Source organism: Pseudomonas sp. Pseusp10 (assembly GCF_059492225.1).
In genome coordinates this window covers 4,089,468-4,105,345 of sequence record NZ_CP168528.1, presented here as the reverse complement: position 1 = coordinate 4,105,345, position 15,878 = coordinate 4,089,468, and the positions used below count along the sequence as shown (strand labels likewise).

Below are 15,878 nucleotides of genomic sequence, written 5' to 3'. Positions count from 1 at the left end.
GTTCAGGCGACCACTGATTCGGTTGGCCATTGCTGGTAAGGAATCGGCAATTTGCGCGATTCGCCACGGCCGATCGGGAAGTAGGTGAAACCGATGCGTGCCAGACGGTCTGCGTCATACAGGTTGCGGCCGTCGAAGATCACCGGTGCATTGAGCCGCTGCTGGATCAGCTCGAAGTCCGGAGCCTTGAACTGTTGCCATTCGGTACAGATGATCAGTGCGTCGGCACCGGACAAGACCGACTCAGGCGTACCCATGAGCATCAGTTTCGATTCATCGGGATACAGCTTCTGGGTTTCCTGCATGGCTTCCGGATCGAACGCACGGACATTCGCCCCGGCGGCCCACAACGACTCCAGCAACACCCGGCTCGGTGCATCACGCATGTCGTCGGTGTTTGGCTTGAACGCCAAGCCCCACACGGCAAAGGTCCTGCCGCGCAAGTCGCCCTTGTAGAACGCATTGATGCGCTCGAACAGCTTGTGTTTCTGCCGCTCGTTGATGGCTTCCACCGCTTGCAGCAGGTCGCTGGAGCAATGGGCCTCCTCGGCACTGTGGATCAGGGCGCGCATGTCTTTGGGGAAGCATGAGCCACCGTAGCCGCAGCCGGGGTAGATGAAGTGGTAGCCGATACGCGAGTCGGCGCCGATGCCCAGTCGCACCGATTCGATGTCGGCACCCAGGTGTTCGGCCAGCTCGGCGATCTGGTTGATGAAACTGATCTTGGTCGCCAGCATGCAGTTGGCGGCATACTTGGTCAGCTCGGCGCTGCGCAGGTCCATGAACATGATGCGTTCATGGTTGCGGTTGAATGGCGAGTACAGGTCGCGCATCACGTCACGCACTTCGTCGCGTTCACAGCCGACGACGATACGGTCCGGACGTCGGCAGTCGGCCACGGCCGAACCTTCTTTCAAAAACTCCGGGTTGGAGACGATATCGAACTGCAATACACGCCCGGCGTTAAGCAGGCATTTGTCGATATGTGCACGCAAGGCGTCGCCGGTGCCGACCGGTACGGTGGACTTTTCCACCAGGATCGCCGGTTGTTCGCGATGCCGTGCCACCGCTTCGCCCACCGACATTACGTAGCGCAAGTCCGCCGAGCCGTCGTCCCGCGACGGTGTACCGACCGCGATGAACAGCACCTGTCCGTGCTGGACCGCGAACTTTTCGTCGCTGGTGAACTGCAACCGCTTGGCGTCAAGACCCTCGCGCACGAGGCTGGCCAGCCCGGGTTCGAAAATACTCACGTGGCCCTGTTTGAGCAGTTCGACTTTTTTCTCGTCAACGTCCATGCAGACCACGTCGTGGCCGACTTCCGCCAACACCGCTGCCTGCACCAGGCCAACATAACCGCTACCAAATACACTGATTTTCATGAAGCACTCCTTAATTCGGGCGCACGAGCAGGTCGAGAATTGATGGTAATGACGCCGAGGATGACCAATGCCACGCCAAGGCTTTTTGTAAGGCTGAACGCTTCGTTGAACAGTGGCAGGCTGGCGGCCAGCAGGTACACCAGCGCGTAGCTGATGCTCAGCAACGAGTAGGCTCGGCCCAGGGGCAGATCCCGCAGGGCAGCGAGCCAGCAGAGCATCGACAACGCGTAGGCGAAGATGGCGACGAGCACCACGGCAACGGCTGTCAGGTTAATAGGATCGGTGAGCCATTGTTCGGGTCGTGGCAGGTGACTCATGCTCCAGCGCATGCCCAATTGGGCGGCGCTGACCAGCAGCACACTGCCCAGTGCGAAGGTGATACCGCGACTCGGATTCATGTGTGCTGCCCCAGCAGAACCACGCCGCCGATCACCAGCGCCACACCCAGCCAGTGGCGGCGGTCGATGGTTTCGTGGAAGACGAAACGCGCAACGAGGGTGATCAGCACGAAGTTCAGGCTCAGCATCGGATAGGCAATCCCGACTTCCAGGCGTTGCAGCACCAGCAACCACACCAGCAGGCCCAGCCCCAAAGAGGCCAGGGCCAGCCAAAGCCAGGGCGAACGCAGTTTGTCCATCCACCCGGAAGGTTTGCCACGCCAGCTTTCTACCGCATATTTCTGAGCGATCTGGCCCAGGCAGGTCAACAGGCAGGCGACCAGTAGCAATAGCAGGCTCATAGTGTCGCCTGAGGGATGATCAAAATCACCAGATTGCCTTGTTCATACCGCTTGCCCTCTTTGGGCAACTGTTCAAGTTCGCGCAGCTCTTCTTCGCCCTTGACCCGCATGACTACGCCGACCGAGCCTTGCTGGCGAGCGTCGTGCATCCACTGTTGCACCTGATCGGGGTCTACGCGCTGCTTAAGCGAATCAGGATAGGCAAGGCCGTATTTCAATTCGCCTATCGTGTTGAAAAAAGCCACTTCGGGACGTTTCACCCGCCAGGACAACGCCGACGCGGCACCCAGATCGTTGCTCAACAGCTTGGCACTCTGGCCGAGCTCCTGGGCGTGATCGAGGATGAACTGGTCGGGCGTTTTGTTGGCGACCACCGAGTTGGGCAGTCCTGCTGGCAGCACGCCGATGAACAGCAGGCTGCCGAAAGCCGGGGCAGCCCAGCATTGCAGCGGGCGGAAGGCTTGCAGCAGGTTGGCCATGATCCAGCCGATCAAACCGATGAACACCAACACCAGGTTGTGCAGTTCATGATCGTAAATCGGCTTTTTCAATTGCAGATAAACCAGGGCCAGCAGGGTAACGACACCCAGGGCCAGGTTCAGCAGGCCATTGATGCCCAGGACGCGGCCTTGTTCCAGTTTCAATCGGTCAGCCAGTGCATGGCCAAGCAACAGGGCCAGGGGCAGCAGGCACGGCAGAATGTAGGACGGCAGTTTGCCTTTGCTCAGGCTGAAGAAGATCAGCGGCATCCACAGCCACAGCATCAGGAACGCGATATTGGCCTGGCGTCGGGTCTGCCATGCCTGTTTCAGCGCTGGCGGCAGCAACGCCACCCACGGCAGGCTGAACGCTACCAGCAACGGCAAGTAGTACCACCACGGCGCATCATGCTGAGCGTCTTCTCCGGCGAAGCGACGGATGTGCTCGTGCCAGAAGAAGAACCGCCAGTAATCGGGCTCCTGGGCATGCACCGCGAGGACCCACGGCAGGCTGACGGCGATGGCCACGACCACTGCCACCGGGCCGTAGGCCAACAGTTGACCCCAGCGTTTTTGCCAGATCATCCAGGGCAGGGCGATCAGCACCGGCAACAGCCAGGCGAGAAAGCCCTTGGTCATGAAACCCATGCCGCACGCCAGGCCCAGCACTACCCACGCCACCAGGCGTTGGCCACGACCGGCGCTGTCCAGCGCAAACCACAAGGCCACCAGGCTCAGGTTGACCCAGAACGTGAATTGCGGATCGAGGTTGGCGTAACCCGCCTGACCGGCGATGACCGTGAAGCTCATGTACAGGATGGCGCAGGCAAAGCTCTTGCGCGCATCGTTCCACATCCGGCGGGCGATCAGGTAGCACAGCAGCACGCTCAAGCCGGTGCTCAGTGCCGAGGCGAAGCGCACCCCGAAGAGGTTCTGGCCGAACAGCGCCTGACCGATGGCAATCATCCAGTAGCCGGCCGCAGGCTTTTCGAAGTAGCGTACGTCCATGAAATGAGGCGACACCCAGTTACCGCTCAGGAGCATGCTCTGGCCGATCTGGGCGTAGCGGGTTTCGTCAGGAATCCATAAGCCATGACTGCCCAGCGGCAGCAGGTACGCCAGCGCCACCATGGCCAGCAATAACGGCACAGCCCAGCGTTTGCTCATGCGCCTTGCACTCCCAGCCAGCCTTCGCGACCTTCAAGCGCACCGCGTACCACACGGCCTATCGGCAAACTGTCAGGGGGCTCGGGCAGCAGGTCGCCCAAGGGGTGAAAACGGATGTCACGCTGATGCGCATCGCTCAGCAGTTGACGGAAATCATTGGCCATCAGAATCCCTTCTACCTCGGCATGGATCGTATAGACGTTGAGTTTTTCCGGAGTGAACCGGTCCAGGATGAACGTGTTGAAGTCTTTGGCGGCGACCGTCGGGCCGACCACTTCGTCGAACGTCGGCAGGTCCACCGGGATTTGCGGTGCACCCAGGCGACCATCGGCCAATAGCGGCTGGAACAGGCCCTGGCCGCGACAATCGCTGTTATAGCGAAAGCCGAAACCCTGCTTGGCTTCGATCACACGCTCGTCGGCACGCCAGCCGGCAGACGCCGAGCAGGTGATCTTGTCCCCGAGAATGTCGCTGAGCGTGTCCACGCCACGGCGTATCTGTTCGATCAGTTGTGCGTCACTCCAGCGCCCGGCGTTGGCTTGCCAGCCGTGGTGATCCCAGGCGTGCAGGCCAACTTCATGCCCGGCATCCCGGGCCTGGCGCATCAGGTGCCCCAGGTCGCGGCCGATCGGTTTTCCAGGCCATGCGGTGCCGGCCAGCAGAATGTCCCAGCCATACAGGCCGGCTGCGTTGGAACGGAGCATTTTCCAGAGAAACTGTGGACGGATGAGGCGCCACAAGTGGCGCCCCATGTTGTCCGGCCCGACACTGAAGAAGAACGTCGCCTTGACCTGAGCTTCATCAAGGATTTCCAGTAGCCGTGGCACCCCCTCGCGGGTGCCCCGGTAGGTGTCGACATCGATCCGCAGTCCCGCCTGCATCAGCGCTTGTCCGCGATTTCGAGCATGGCTTCACGAAGGAAGAAGTCCAGGGTGTTGCCGATGGTTTCGCTCATCTCTACGGTCGGCGTCCAGTCCAGCAGACGCTTGGCGTTGGCGATGCTTGGCTTGCGATGGGACACATCCTGGTAGCCGGTGCCGTAGAACGCCTTGCTCTCGATATCGCGGAAACCGGCGAACGGAGGGAAGTTGGCGCGCAGCGGGTGAGCTTCGAACTGACGCAGCAGCTCTTCGCCCAACTGGCGAATGCTGGCCTCGTTCTCCGGGTTGCCGATGTTGATGATCTGGCCGTTGCAGACATCGTTGTCGTTGTCGATGATCCGTGCCAGAGCTTCCACGCCGTCGGCGATGTCGGTGAAGCAGCGTTTTTGCTCGCCACCGTCGAACAGGCGAATCGGCGTGCCTTCCACCAGGTTCAGGATCAGCTGGGTAATGGCGCGGGAGCTGCCGATACGGGCCGAATCCAGGCGGTCCAGACGTGGACCCATCCAGTTGAACGGACGGAACAGGGTGAAGTTCAGGCCCTTCTGGCCGTAAGCCCAGATCACGCGGTCGAGCAATTGCTTGGAGACCGAGTAGATCCAGCGCTGCTTGTTGATCGGGCCGACCACCAGGTTGGAGCTGTCTTCGTCGAAGTTGTTGTCCTGGCACATGCCATAGACTTCCGAGGTCGACGGGAAGATCACGCGCTTGTTGTACTTGACGCAATAGCGAACCAGTTTCAGGTTCTCTTCGAAGTCCAGTTCGAATACGCGCAGCGGGTTACGGGTGTATTCGATTGGCGTCGCGATGGCCACCAGCGGCAGCACCACGTCGCACTTCTTGATGTGGTACTCGATCCACTCGGAGTGAATGCTGATGTCGCCTTCGACGAAGTGGAAGTTCGGGTGGCTGCGCAGGCGCTCGATGGCGTCCGAACCGATATCCAGGCCGTAGACTTCGTAGCGGTCGTCACGCAACAGGCGCTCGGACAAGTGGTTACCGATGAAACCGTTGACGCCGAGGATCAGCACGCGGGTGCGACGCGGGGCACGACCGGATTCGGCACCGCGCAGCACGGAACCATCCACCAGGCCCAGTTCGTTGGCCAATTGCGGACCGCTCAGGTACAGACCGTTGTCGTTGCGCTGGCCGGCGTTGATGATCAGCGAGTCTTCACCGCAGGCGATGCGCAGCGGGTCGACGCTGATGACGCGGCCCGGAGCCTGGCCTTCGTTGCCCTTGGCGACTTCGGCGCTCCAGACAATCAGTTTGTGCTCGCCCACCGCGCAGAATGCGCCCGGGTACGGTTGGGTCACGGCGCGGACCAGGTTGAACAGTTCTTCGGCCGGTTTGGCCCAGACCAGTTTGCCGTCGGCCGGGGTACGACGGCCGAATACGGTGGCTTTGGATTCGTCTTGCGGTGTTTCGCTGACTTTGCCTTGCAGCAGCGCCGGCAGGGTGTCGCGCAGCAGGTCAGAGGCTGCCGCACGCAGCTTGCCGTGCAGGCTCAGCGCCGTGTCGCTGCGCTCGATCGCGACCTTTTGCTGGGCAACGATGGCGCCCGCATCGGCACGCTTGACCATGCGGTGCAGGGTCACGCCGGTTTCCGTTTCGCCGTTGACCAGCACCCAGTTGGCCGGTGCGCGACCACGATAGCGTGGCAGCAGGGAACCGTGCAGGTTGAACGCGCCTTTGCGCGCCGTGGCCAGCAGCGGTTCGCTCAGCAGGTTGCGGTAGTAGAAGGAGAAAATGTAGTCGGGATCAAGCTTGGCGATACGCTCGATCCACAATGGATGGTTGGCATCTTCCGGTGCATGCACGGCGATGCCGTGGCGGGCGCACAGTTGCGCAACGGAGCCGTAGAACGCGTTCTCCTTCGGGTCGTCGGCGTGGGTGAACACCGCAGCGATCTCAAAACCGGAGGAGAGCAGGGACTCGATGCCGGCACAGCCAATATCGTGGTAGGCGAAGACAACAGCTTTTGCACTCATGAAGGAACCTGATCTGAAGAAGTGGAAGTAAGGCCGTCGACAGTAACAGCGGAAGCGGAGGAGGCGGGCTGGCTACGCAGCACCTTTTCAATGAAGAAGCGCGGACGTGCGCGCACGTCGCTGTACATGCGGCCCAGGTATTCACCCAACAGGCCCATGCCGATGAATTGACCACCGGTGAAGACGAACAGCACGGCGAACAGTACGAAGGTACCGCCACCGGCCCAGCCGGCACCGAACACCAGGCGCAACAGGACCAGCGCGATGGCGAACAGCATGCCCAGGGCCGCCATGCCGACACCGACGATGCTGAGCAGTCGCAGCGGCGTGGTGGTCATGCAGGTGACCAGGTCGAACATCAGGTTGATCAGGCGCATCGGGCTGTACTTGGAATCGCCGTGTTCACGCTCGGCGTGGGTCACGAGGATTTCCGTGGTATGGCGGGCAAAGCTGTTGGCCAGGATCGGAATGAAGGTGCTGCGCTCACGGCAGGCGAGCATGGCGTCGACGATGGTGCGCCGGTAGGCGCGCAGCATGCAGCCGTAGTCGCTCATGGCCACGCCGGTGGAGCGTTGCACGGCGAGGTTGATCAGCTTCGATGGCCAACGGCGCAAGGCCGAGTCCTGGCGGTTGTTGCGTACCGTCGCGACGACGTCATAGCCGAGCTCGGCCTGGGCCACCAGCCGCGGGATTTCTTCGGGCGGGTTTTGCAGGTCGGCATCGAGGGTGATGACGACATCGCCCTTGCACTGTTCGAAACCGGCCATGATCGCCGCATGCTGGCCGTAGTTGCGGTTGAGGATGACCGCCACCACCGGGCTGCCTTCGCGGGAGGCGGCGTCTTCGAGAATCTGTGCGGAGTCATCACGGCTGCCGTCGTCGACTAGCACGATTTCGTAGGCCTGGTGCAATTGCTGGCAAGCCGCTTCGGTGCGACGAAGCAGCTCCGGCAGGCTGTCCTGTTCGTTGTAGACCGGAATGACGATCGAAACGAAGTTGATTGGGTAAGGTCTCAAAGGCTTCTGTCCATACAGTTTTCGATGGCACCGACGACGCGCTCGACATCATCGGTGGTCATGTCGGGGAACAACGGGATCGAACACAGCCGCGCCGAATTCCATTCGGTGTTGGGCAGGTACAGGTTGGGGTAACGCTGGCGGTAGTAAGTGTGCAGGTGCGTTGCAATGAAGTGAATGCCGGTGCCGACATTCTGTTCCTGGAGGGCTTTCATGAACGCTTCGCGATCCAGCCCGCAACGCTCGGCGTCGATGCGCAGGATGAACAGGTGCCAGGCGTGCTTTTGCGAATAGGCTGGAACGGCCAGCGGTTGCACCGGCAAACCTTCCAGGCGCTGCAAGTAGGCCTGGGCCAGTTGAGTGCGCCTGGCGTTGATCTCGTCCAGGCGTTCCAGTTGCACCAGCGCGATGGCCGCGTTGATGTCGGCCAGGTTGTACTTGAAGCCGGGCTCGACCACTTGGGCCTGGGGCTTGCGGCCGTGGGTCAGGCGGTCGTAGGCATCAACCCCCAGCCCGTGAAACTTGAGCATGCGTACCCGCGAGGCCAGGGCTTCATCGTCGCTGACGAACATCGCGCCTTCGGCGCAGGTCATGTTCTTGATCGCGTGGAACGAAAAGATCGCCGTGCCTTTGGAGCCGACGTGACGACCTTTGTAGAAAGTGCCTGCCGCGTGGGCGGCGTCCTCGATCACGGCAATGCCGTGTTTGTCGGCCAGGGCGTAGAGCGGATCGAGATCGAATGCCGCACCGGCGTAATGCACCGGGATGATGGCTTTGGTGCGCGGCGTGATCGCGGCTTCGATAGTGGCCACGTCGGTCATCAGCGTGTCGCGGTCAACGTCGACGAACACCGGCGTGGCACCCAGCAGGGTGATCATGTTGGCGGTGGAAACCCAGGTCTGAGACGGCGTAATGACTTCATCGCCGGGACCGATGCCCAATGCCAGCAGGGTGATATGCATTCCGCCGGTGGCCGAGGAAAGTGCCACGGCATGCCGGCAACCGACGTAGTTGGCGAAGTGTTCTTCCAGTGCCTGGTTCTTCGGTCCGGTGGTGATCCACCCGGAGCGCAATACTTGCTCTACGGCAGCGATTTCTTCGTCGCCGATACTGGGGCGGGAAAAAGGGAGAAACGCCTGACTCATGGGCACCTCAGGGGCTGAGAACGTAAATAGCCATTGAGGCTAAAAGGGATCCAAAAATCAGCATAGACGCTAAATCAGAATCTGCATCAAATCAACTAGTTACTGGGTGGAGGTAGAAAAATTGCATCAGTTGACTTTTTTCGCCATGGCCGGCAGGTTGGACGTCAATCTGGGTTGCACCGATTTTACGGAAGGTTATGCCCGATTTTGTGAAAGGAACATGAAAAAACGGTTGGGGAATCGTTTTATCTGAAAGCCATTAAGCCGCTGTTCAGACTTCCTGCGTTTATGGCGATCTTTAGGAAAAGTCCTACAGCAGTAATGTCTTTTACATGATCGTTATTTCACTACTTAGTTGTTTCATTGAACTGTTTTCATTCAAGGCCGTTTCGTTTGATTGACTTACCTGTTACCGACACACGCACCCCCCTCAGCAATCCGCTAACCCTGTATCTGGCGCGGCTGGCGCCGTCCAGTCAACTGACCATGCGCTATGTGCTGCAGGATGCCGCCGACCGCCTGGGCTTCGAAGACCACGATATCGAGGAGATACCCTGGCACAACCTGCGGCCCGAGGACGTGATCGCGCTGGTGGCCACTTTGCGTTCGGACGGTTACGCGCCCAACACGTCTTCGCTCTATGTCAACGCCGTGCGCGGGGTGATGAACGAAGCGTGGCGCATGAGCCTGATCTCTCAGGAGCATCTGCTGAAGATGCGTTCCGTAAAGGGTATCGCCGGTACACGGCTGTCCCAGGGGCGCAATCTCAGGCGGACGCTGATCCAGGAACTGATGGCGGTCTGCGCGGCTGATCCGCGGCCGCAAGGCCTGCGGGATGCAGCGATCATCGGGATTCTGTACGGATCGGGGATGCGCAAGTCCGAATCGGTGAACCTGGAGCTCAGTCAGGTCGATTTCACCGAGCGCAGTCTTCGGGTGACCGCCAAGGGCAACAAACAATTGATCAAGTACGCCCCGGCCTGGGCGTTCGCCAAACTTGAGGCATGGCTTGAGCTGCGCCGTTCGTTGCTCAAGGAAGGTGAGTCGGACGACCCGTTTCTGTTCAACCGCATCCGCCGTGGCAGCCACATCACGCGTGAGCGCATCACCAAACATGCGATCTACTACATCGCCCGGCAACGGGGCGCACAGGTCGGGGTGAAAATCATGCCCCACGACTTCCGGCGTTCATTCATAACCCGGGTGATCGAAGAGCATGACTTGTCGATTGCGCAGAAGCTGGCGCACCACAGCAATATCCAGACCACAGCCAACTACGATGTGCGCGATGACAACGAGCGGCGTCGGGCGGTGGATCGATTCGATCTGTGAACGTTTACATCTCGCTCAGTACATGGGCATGGCCGATGGTCGAGACCTGAACCGCACTGCCGGCGGGTGGTGCATACATGCCTGAACTGCGTACCAGCAGTGATCGGCCCGGTTGCTCGCTGCGGGTCATTGACTGGAGTTCCACTGTCAGCGTGCAGGTGTTGCCGCTGAAATCCCGGTCGGTGACCACGGCCCGGCACCCGCTGGCTTCCTGGTCACTGGGGAGGATGCTGGCCAGTTGCAGCTGTTCGGGGCGCAGCATGATCTGCGCCGACTTGTTGTTGCGGTGGTTGTTGACCGGGATACGCCCCAGGTCGCAATGGGCCCAACCGGCCTCGATGCGTGCGGGCATGACCACGGCATCCCCCAGAAACAGCGCGGTCTGTTCGTCTTCGGGATAGCGGTAAAGGTCCAGCGGGTGCCCTGACTGGACAAGCCGGCCATGGCGCATCACCGCCAACTGGTCGGCGAACGACAAGGCTTCACTCTGGTCATGGGTGACCAGAATGGTGGTGACGCCCGCGTCTTCCAGCAGCCGCGCAACCATCTTGCGCATCGCCGCGCGCAAACCGGTATCGAGCGCCGAGAATGGCTCGTCCAGCAGCATCAGCCGTGGCTGTTGCGCCAGCGCCCGGGCCAGGGCCACTCGTTGTTGCTGACCACCGGACAATTCGTGAGGCCAGCGCTCGGCCATCTTCGCGTCCAGCGCCACGCTGTCCATCAGTTCGGCGACTCGCTGTTGTTTTTCATTGCCCTTGGTGGACAAACCGAAGCCGATGTTCGCCGCCACGGTCATGTGCGGGAACAGCGCACCGTCCTGCGGCACGTAGCCGATCAGGCGTTGATGCGCCGGCACTTCGTGGGTGCCGTCGACCAGGGTCTGGCCATTGAGCGAAAGACGCCCGGAATCGGGGAATTCGAACCCGGCAATCATCCGCAGCAAGGTGGTTTTACCCGAGCCGGAAGGGCCGACGATGACCGTGCGACTGCCGCTGGGAACCGACAGGCTGACGTTGTCCAGAGCACAATGGGCGCCATAGGACTTGTAGAGGGCATTCAATTCAAGAGTGTTCATCGGCCAGCCGTTTTTTTCGATTGGTGATAAAGAAGTCCGGTCAACGGAAGCGACAGCACAACCATCAATAAGGCGTAGGGCGCAGCAGCGGCATAATCGATTTCGCTGGTCATGGCCCAGAATCCGGTCGCCAGGGTGCGCGTGCCGTTCGGGGCCAGCAGCAGGGTCGCGGTCAATTCGTTGGTGATTGCCAGGAACACCAGCGCCGCGCCGGCGGCCGCCCCCGGCGCGGCCAGGCGCAAGGTGATCAGCCACAGTGCCCGCGCCGGCGAGCGGCCAAGGCTGCGGGCGATGTTTTCCAGTTCCACCGGGGCCTGGGCAATACCTGCGCGCAGGCTCACCAGGGCACGGGGCAAGAACATCAACAGGTATGCCAGCAGCACGGTGAAGGTGGTCTGGTAAATCGGCCGGGCAAAATGGATCGTGACGGTCACCAGCGCCAGCGCAACGATAATTCCGGGCAAGGAACTGGTGATGTAGTTGCAGCTTTCCAGTACCCGTTGCAGTCGGCCAGGGTAGCGGATCGACAGCCAGGCAATCGGGATCGCCGCGCAGGTGGTCAGCGCTGCGCCTGCGATACCGAGCAACAGGGTTTGCTCCAGCGCGGGCAACAATTCAGCCATATCCCAGACTTCCACACCGCCGGCGATGAGCCATTTACCCAGGGTGATCAAGGGCACGCCCAGGGCCAGGGCGCAGGTGACGATTTGCAGCGTCAGCGACAGCAGCGTTGAAGTCGTTTTCAGGGTGACGACTCGCTGCTCCCGGGCGCTTCCCGAACCGACGCGGGCGTAGCGCGCGGAGCCGCGGGCGGCAGATTCTGCTGTCAACATCGCCAGGCAACACAGCGCCAGCACACTGGCCAGCATGTGCGCCGCTGCGCCGTTGAAGGTCGATTTGAACTGATCGAAGATCGCAGTGGTAAAGGTGTCGAAGCGGATCATGGCGTACAGGCCATATTCGGCCAGCAGGTGCAGGCCGACCAGCAAGGCGCCACCGCAGATCGCCAGGCGCAATTGCGGCAACACTACGCGGAAAAACACTTTCCAGGGCTTGAGCCCCATGGATTCGGCGACGTCTTCAATGGCCGGGTCGAGCCGGCGCAAGGTGGCCGCCACCGGCAAATACAGGAACGGGAAGTAGGCGATGACCGAGACCAGGACACCGGCAAACAAGCCGTGAATGGGCGGCACCAGGCTGACCCAGGCATAACTGTGAACGAACGCAGGCACCGCCAGAGGCGCGGTTGCCAGCAACGACCACCAGCGTCGTCCGGGCAAATTCGTGCGTTCGGTCAGCCAGGCCAGCGTCACACCCAGGGCCACGCACAACGGAATCGTCAGCAACACCAGCAACACGGTGTTGACCATCAGCTCCCCGACCCGGGGTCGGAACACCAGGGCCACAACGGTTGACCAGCCGGTCTGCAGGGACACGCCAATAACGTAAGCGATCGGTAGCAGTGCCAGTAATGAAACCAGCACCGACAAACCGATCACCCACGCACCGCCACGCCCCGCAAGGGCTCCACGGGAACGTCGACGCAAATTTGCGGGTGTCGCCTCGGCGACATCCGCAGGCAGGGTTTCAGGTATCAATTAGAGCAGTCCGGCCTGTGTCATCAGCTCCACGGCTTTTTTGCTGTCGAGTTTCGAAGCATCGACAGTCGGCGCATCGAGTTGATTCAGAGGCACCAGTTTAGGGTTGGATTCAGCGCCTTTGCCCACGGCGTACTCAAATGACTTGCCGTTTTTCAGGACGGCCTGGCCATCCTTGCCGGTAATGTATTTGAGAAACGCCTGAGCTTGTTCTTTGTGTTTGCTGGAGGCGAGGACGCCGCCGCCGGAGATGCTAACAAAAGCGCCAGGGTCTTTGTGCTTGAAGTAGTGCAGGGTGGTGTTCTTGCTGTTTTCGCCCGTCTTGGACTGATCGACCAGGCTGTAATAGTGGTAGATCACGCCGCTGTCGATCTGCCCGGCATTCACCGCTTTGAGTACCGAGCTGTTGCCACGATAGTTGGCGTAGTTGGTTTTCATCGCTTTCAGCCATTCCAGCGTGGCCGCTTCACCCTTTTGCTCCAGGATGGCCGCGACAATGGCCTGGAAGTCAGCACCACCTGGCGACGCAGCCCAGCGTCCTTTCCAGGAAGGATCGGCCAGGTCCATGATCGATTTCGGCAGATTGGCTTCCGAGAGCTTGCTCGGGTTGTACACAAATACCGTGGAGCGCGCGGCAATCCCGACCCATTTGCCGTGGGCCGGGCGATAGGCGGAGTCAATCTGTTCCAGGGTGGTTTTGTCGACAGGCGCAAACAGCCCTGCGTTGTCGACCAGGACCATGGCCGGGGAGTTTTCGGTCAGGAAAACGTCAGCCGGAGAGGCCGCGCCTTCCTGCACGATCTGGTTGCCCATCTCGGTGTCATCGCCGTTGCGCAAGGTGACCGGAATACCCGTCTCCTGGGTAAAGCCCTCGACCCAGGCCTTGGTCAGGCCTTCGTGTTGCGCGTTGTACACCACGATGCCGACGGAGTCAGCTGCATAAACCTGGCCAGCGCTCAGCAAAGCGGTGGCCAGCAGGGCTTTTTTCAAGAACGAAGGGATTTTCGGAATCATTCTGCGGGCTGCTCCAGGTGCATTTTTTATGGAAATCATACGCATTTAAACGCCTGTTTACCAATGCGAATGATTTGCATGTTTTGAATGGCACGGAATGTAGAGATCCAAATGAGAAAATAACGTCAAAAAAACCGTTAATACATGTAATTTTCATTCAGATTAGCAGCGCTGCGTCCACTGTGGTTCGACAAACGAAAAAACCCGAGAGGCCGGTTCGACCTCTCGGGTTTTTTACGTCCTGGCTATCAGGGCTGGATCTGCGGGAAAATCAGAATCTGCAGGCTGCCGCGCTGGTAGCGTTTTCCGTCGGTGGGCAGCGCCTCGACTTCCTGAATTTCATCGACACTGTTGACCCGCATCACCACCCCGACCGAGCCCTTTTTACGCGCCTCGGTCATCCAGTCTCCGACCTCCTGCTGAGTCACCTTGCGCGAGGCCGCGGCGGGATCCGAGAGGCCGTATTTCAATTCGCCGATGACGTTATAGAGCGCTACTTCCGGTCGCTTGGTCAGCCAGGACAAGGCCGAGGCGGCACCCAGGTCGTTGCTCAGTAGCGAGGTGGTCTGGTTCAGACTGTCCAGGTGTTCGGCGATAAACCGGTCGGGCATCTTGCTGTCGACAATCTGGCTCGGCATGGCGGCGGGTAGCAGCGCCACCAGCAGCCAGATGCCGAAGGCCGGCATCGCCCATAACGTCAATGGCCGCAGGATTTGCAGGGCGTTGGCGATGATCCAGCCCAACAGCACGATGAACGCCAGGGACAGGCTGAACATCTCGGTGTTCTCGAAAATCTCTTTGCGCCATTGCAGGTACAGCAAGGCAATCAGGGCCGACGTGGCAATGACGACGTTGAGCCATCCGTTGAAGCGAATCGTCCGTCCCCGTGCCTGTTGCAGCAGGCTGGTCAGTGCATCGCCCATCAGCAGTGCCAGCGGCAACAGGCACGGCATGATGTAGGTCGGAAGCTTGCCGCTGCTCATGCTGAAAATCGCCAATGGCAACAGCAGCCAGAGCAGGAGAAAACCGTTGACGGGCTGACGCTTGTTGTTCCAGGCCTGGATGAATGTGGTTGGCAACAACGCAGTCCAGGGCAGGACAGAAACCACCAGCATCGGCAGGTAGAACCACCAGGGGCGCGCGTGTTGCGCGTTGTCGGCGGCGAAGCGGCGGACGTGCTCGTTCCAGAAAAAGAAATTCCAGAAATCCGGTTCCTGATGATGAATGGCCAGCGCCCAGGGCAAGCAGACGGCCGCGGCGACGACAATAGCCAGTGGCCCGTAACGCAACAGCTCGCCAAAGCGACGCTGCCAGACCAGGTAGGGCAGGGCGATCACCGCCGGCAGCAGCCAGGCCAGGAAGCCCTTGGTCATGAAACCCATGCCGCAGGCGATGCCCAGGACCACCCAGGCACTCAGACGGGCACGTGTGGTACGGCTGTCGATGGCAAACCACAGGGCAACCAGGCTCAGGTTGACCCAGAGGGTGAATTGCGGGTCGAGGTTGGCGTACCCGGCCTGACCGGCAATCAGCCCGAAGCTCATGTAAAGCAGCGCGCAGGCAAAGCTTTTGCGCGGATCGCCCCAGAACCGGCGGGCAATCAGGTAGGTTAGCCACACGCTCAGTCCGGTACTCAGTGCCGACGCGATGCGCACCCCGAACAGGTTGTCGCCAAACACCGCCTGGCCGATGGCAATCATCCAGTACCCGGCAATCGGCTTCTCGAAGTAACGAAGGCCCATGAAATGTGGCGAGATCCAGTTCCCGTTCTGCAGCATTTCCTGGCTGATCTGGGCATAACGGGTTTCATCGGGAATCCACAGACCGTGGCTCATCAGCGGTAGCAAGTAGAACGCGAAGAACGCCAGTACCAGGGCGAATAGCATCCAGCGTTCGTTGGCAGGCGCCGTTGGGGCGTGCGGGTGGGAAGAAAGGCCAGCAGAATCTGGCATTGGCTGATTTGACGTCATGTCTCGACCTTGGCGCTGAGGTGGCTGGTTGAAGAGTGATGTACAACTTGTAAGAGTGAAAGTCGGAATGATATTGAACGGCGAGAAGT

Annotated in this window: 13 protein-coding genes; 1 reads left to right on the top strand and 12 read right to left on the bottom strand. The window is 60.4% G+C overall.

All coding sequences use genetic code 11. The features are described 5' to 3' along the window. Positions 1-2: 2 nt before the first annotated feature. Genes ACEN8Z_RS18500 through arnB form a run of 8 tightly spaced genes read right to left on the bottom strand, consistent with a single transcriptional unit; the run spans position 3 to position 8,800 of the window. Complete coding sequence (locus ACEN8Z_RS18500) at positions 3-1,382, bottom strand: UDP-glucose dehydrogenase family protein (protein ID WP_495595182.1); 1,380 nt, start codon at positions 1,380-1,382, stop codon at positions 3-5. Then, positions 1,379-1,780: a 4-amino-4-deoxy-L-arabinose-phosphoundecaprenol flippase subunit ArnF gene (gene arnF, locus ACEN8Z_RS18495; RefSeq protein ID WP_495595181.1), complete on the bottom strand. Its 402-nt coding sequence runs from the start codon at positions 1,778-1,780 to the stop codon at positions 1,379-1,381. The genes ACEN8Z_RS18500 and arnF overlap by 4 nt, the downstream gene beginning before the upstream one ends. Further along, on the bottom strand, positions 1,777-2,121 hold the full coding sequence (gene arnE / locus ACEN8Z_RS18490) for a 4-amino-4-deoxy-L-arabinose-phosphoundecaprenol flippase subunit ArnE (protein ID WP_495595180.1): 345 nt from the start codon (positions 2,119-2,121) through the stop codon (positions 1,777-1,779). Before arnE ends, arnF begins: the two co-directional genes overlap by 4 nt. Then, positions 2,118-3,767 (bottom strand): lipid IV(A) 4-amino-4-deoxy-L-arabinosyltransferase, encoded by a 1,650-nt coding sequence (gene arnT / locus ACEN8Z_RS18485; protein ID WP_495595179.1) that lies wholly within the window; start codon positions 3,765-3,767, stop codon positions 2,118-2,120. Before arnT (ACEN8Z_RS18485) ends, arnE begins: the two co-directional genes overlap by 4 nt. Beyond that, entirely contained in the window at positions 3,764-4,648 is an 885-nt protein-coding gene (arnD, locus tag ACEN8Z_RS18480) for a 4-deoxy-4-formamido-L-arabinose-phosphoundecaprenol deformylase (RefSeq protein ID WP_495595178.1), read from the bottom strand. The genes arnT (ACEN8Z_RS18485) and arnD overlap by 4 nt, the downstream gene beginning before the upstream one ends. After that, a complete protein-coding gene (gene arnA, locus ACEN8Z_RS18475) occupies positions 4,648-6,639 on the bottom strand; it encodes a bifunctional UDP-4-amino-4-deoxy-L-arabinose formyltransferase/UDP-glucuronic acid oxidase ArnA (protein ID WP_442099700.1) in 1,992 nt (663 codons plus the stop codon). Before arnA ends, arnD begins: the two co-directional genes overlap by 1 nt. Continuing rightward, positions 6,636-7,655, bottom strand: a complete 1,020-nt coding sequence (arnC, locus tag ACEN8Z_RS18470) for an undecaprenyl-phosphate 4-deoxy-4-formamido-L-arabinose transferase (protein ID WP_442099699.1) — start codon at positions 7,653-7,655, stop codon at positions 6,636-6,638. The genes arnA and arnC overlap by 4 nt, the downstream gene beginning before the upstream one ends. Then, positions 7,652-8,800: a UDP-4-amino-4-deoxy-L-arabinose aminotransferase gene (arnB, locus tag ACEN8Z_RS18465; RefSeq protein WP_495595177.1), complete on the bottom strand. Its 1,149-nt coding sequence runs from the start codon at positions 8,798-8,800 to the stop codon at positions 7,652-7,654. The genes arnC and arnB overlap by 4 nt, the downstream gene beginning before the upstream one ends. A gap of 393 nt (positions 8,801-9,193) precedes the next feature. Between arnB and ACEN8Z_RS18460 the strand changes: the two genes are divergently transcribed. Further along, positions 9,194-10,132, top strand: a complete 939-nt coding sequence (locus tag ACEN8Z_RS18460; RefSeq protein ID WP_495595176.1) for a site-specific integrase — start codon at positions 9,194-9,196, stop codon at positions 10,130-10,132. 4 nt (positions 10,133-10,136) lie between these two features. Here ACEN8Z_RS18460 and ACEN8Z_RS18455 read toward each other — a convergent pair whose 3' ends face one another. The 4 genes from ACEN8Z_RS18455 to arnT (ACEN8Z_RS18440) all read right to left on the bottom strand — a co-directional run bounded on the left by ACEN8Z_RS18455 (position 10,137) and on the right by arnT (ACEN8Z_RS18440) (position 15,789). Further along, positions 10,137-11,207: an ABC transporter ATP-binding protein gene (locus ACEN8Z_RS18455; RefSeq protein WP_495595175.1), complete on the bottom strand. Its 1,071-nt coding sequence runs from the start codon at positions 11,205-11,207 to the stop codon at positions 10,137-10,139. Further along, a complete protein-coding gene (locus ACEN8Z_RS18450; protein ID WP_495598156.1) occupies positions 11,204-12,802 on the bottom strand; it encodes an ABC transporter permease in 1,599 nt (532 codons plus the stop codon). Before ACEN8Z_RS18450 ends, ACEN8Z_RS18455 begins: the two co-directional genes overlap by 4 nt. A gap of 3 nt (positions 12,803-12,805) precedes the next feature. Continuing rightward, complete coding sequence (locus ACEN8Z_RS18445; protein WP_495595174.1) at positions 12,806-13,819, bottom strand: iron ABC transporter substrate-binding protein; 1,014 nt, start codon at positions 13,817-13,819, stop codon at positions 12,806-12,808. A 248-nt stretch (positions 13,820-14,067) separates the two neighbouring features. Next, positions 14,068-15,789, bottom strand: coding sequence for a lipid IV(A) 4-amino-4-deoxy-L-arabinosyltransferase (gene arnT, locus ACEN8Z_RS18440; RefSeq protein ID WP_495595173.1), 1,722 nt, complete (start codon positions 15,787-15,789; stop codon positions 14,068-14,070). Positions 15,790-15,878: the final 89 nt, after the last annotated feature.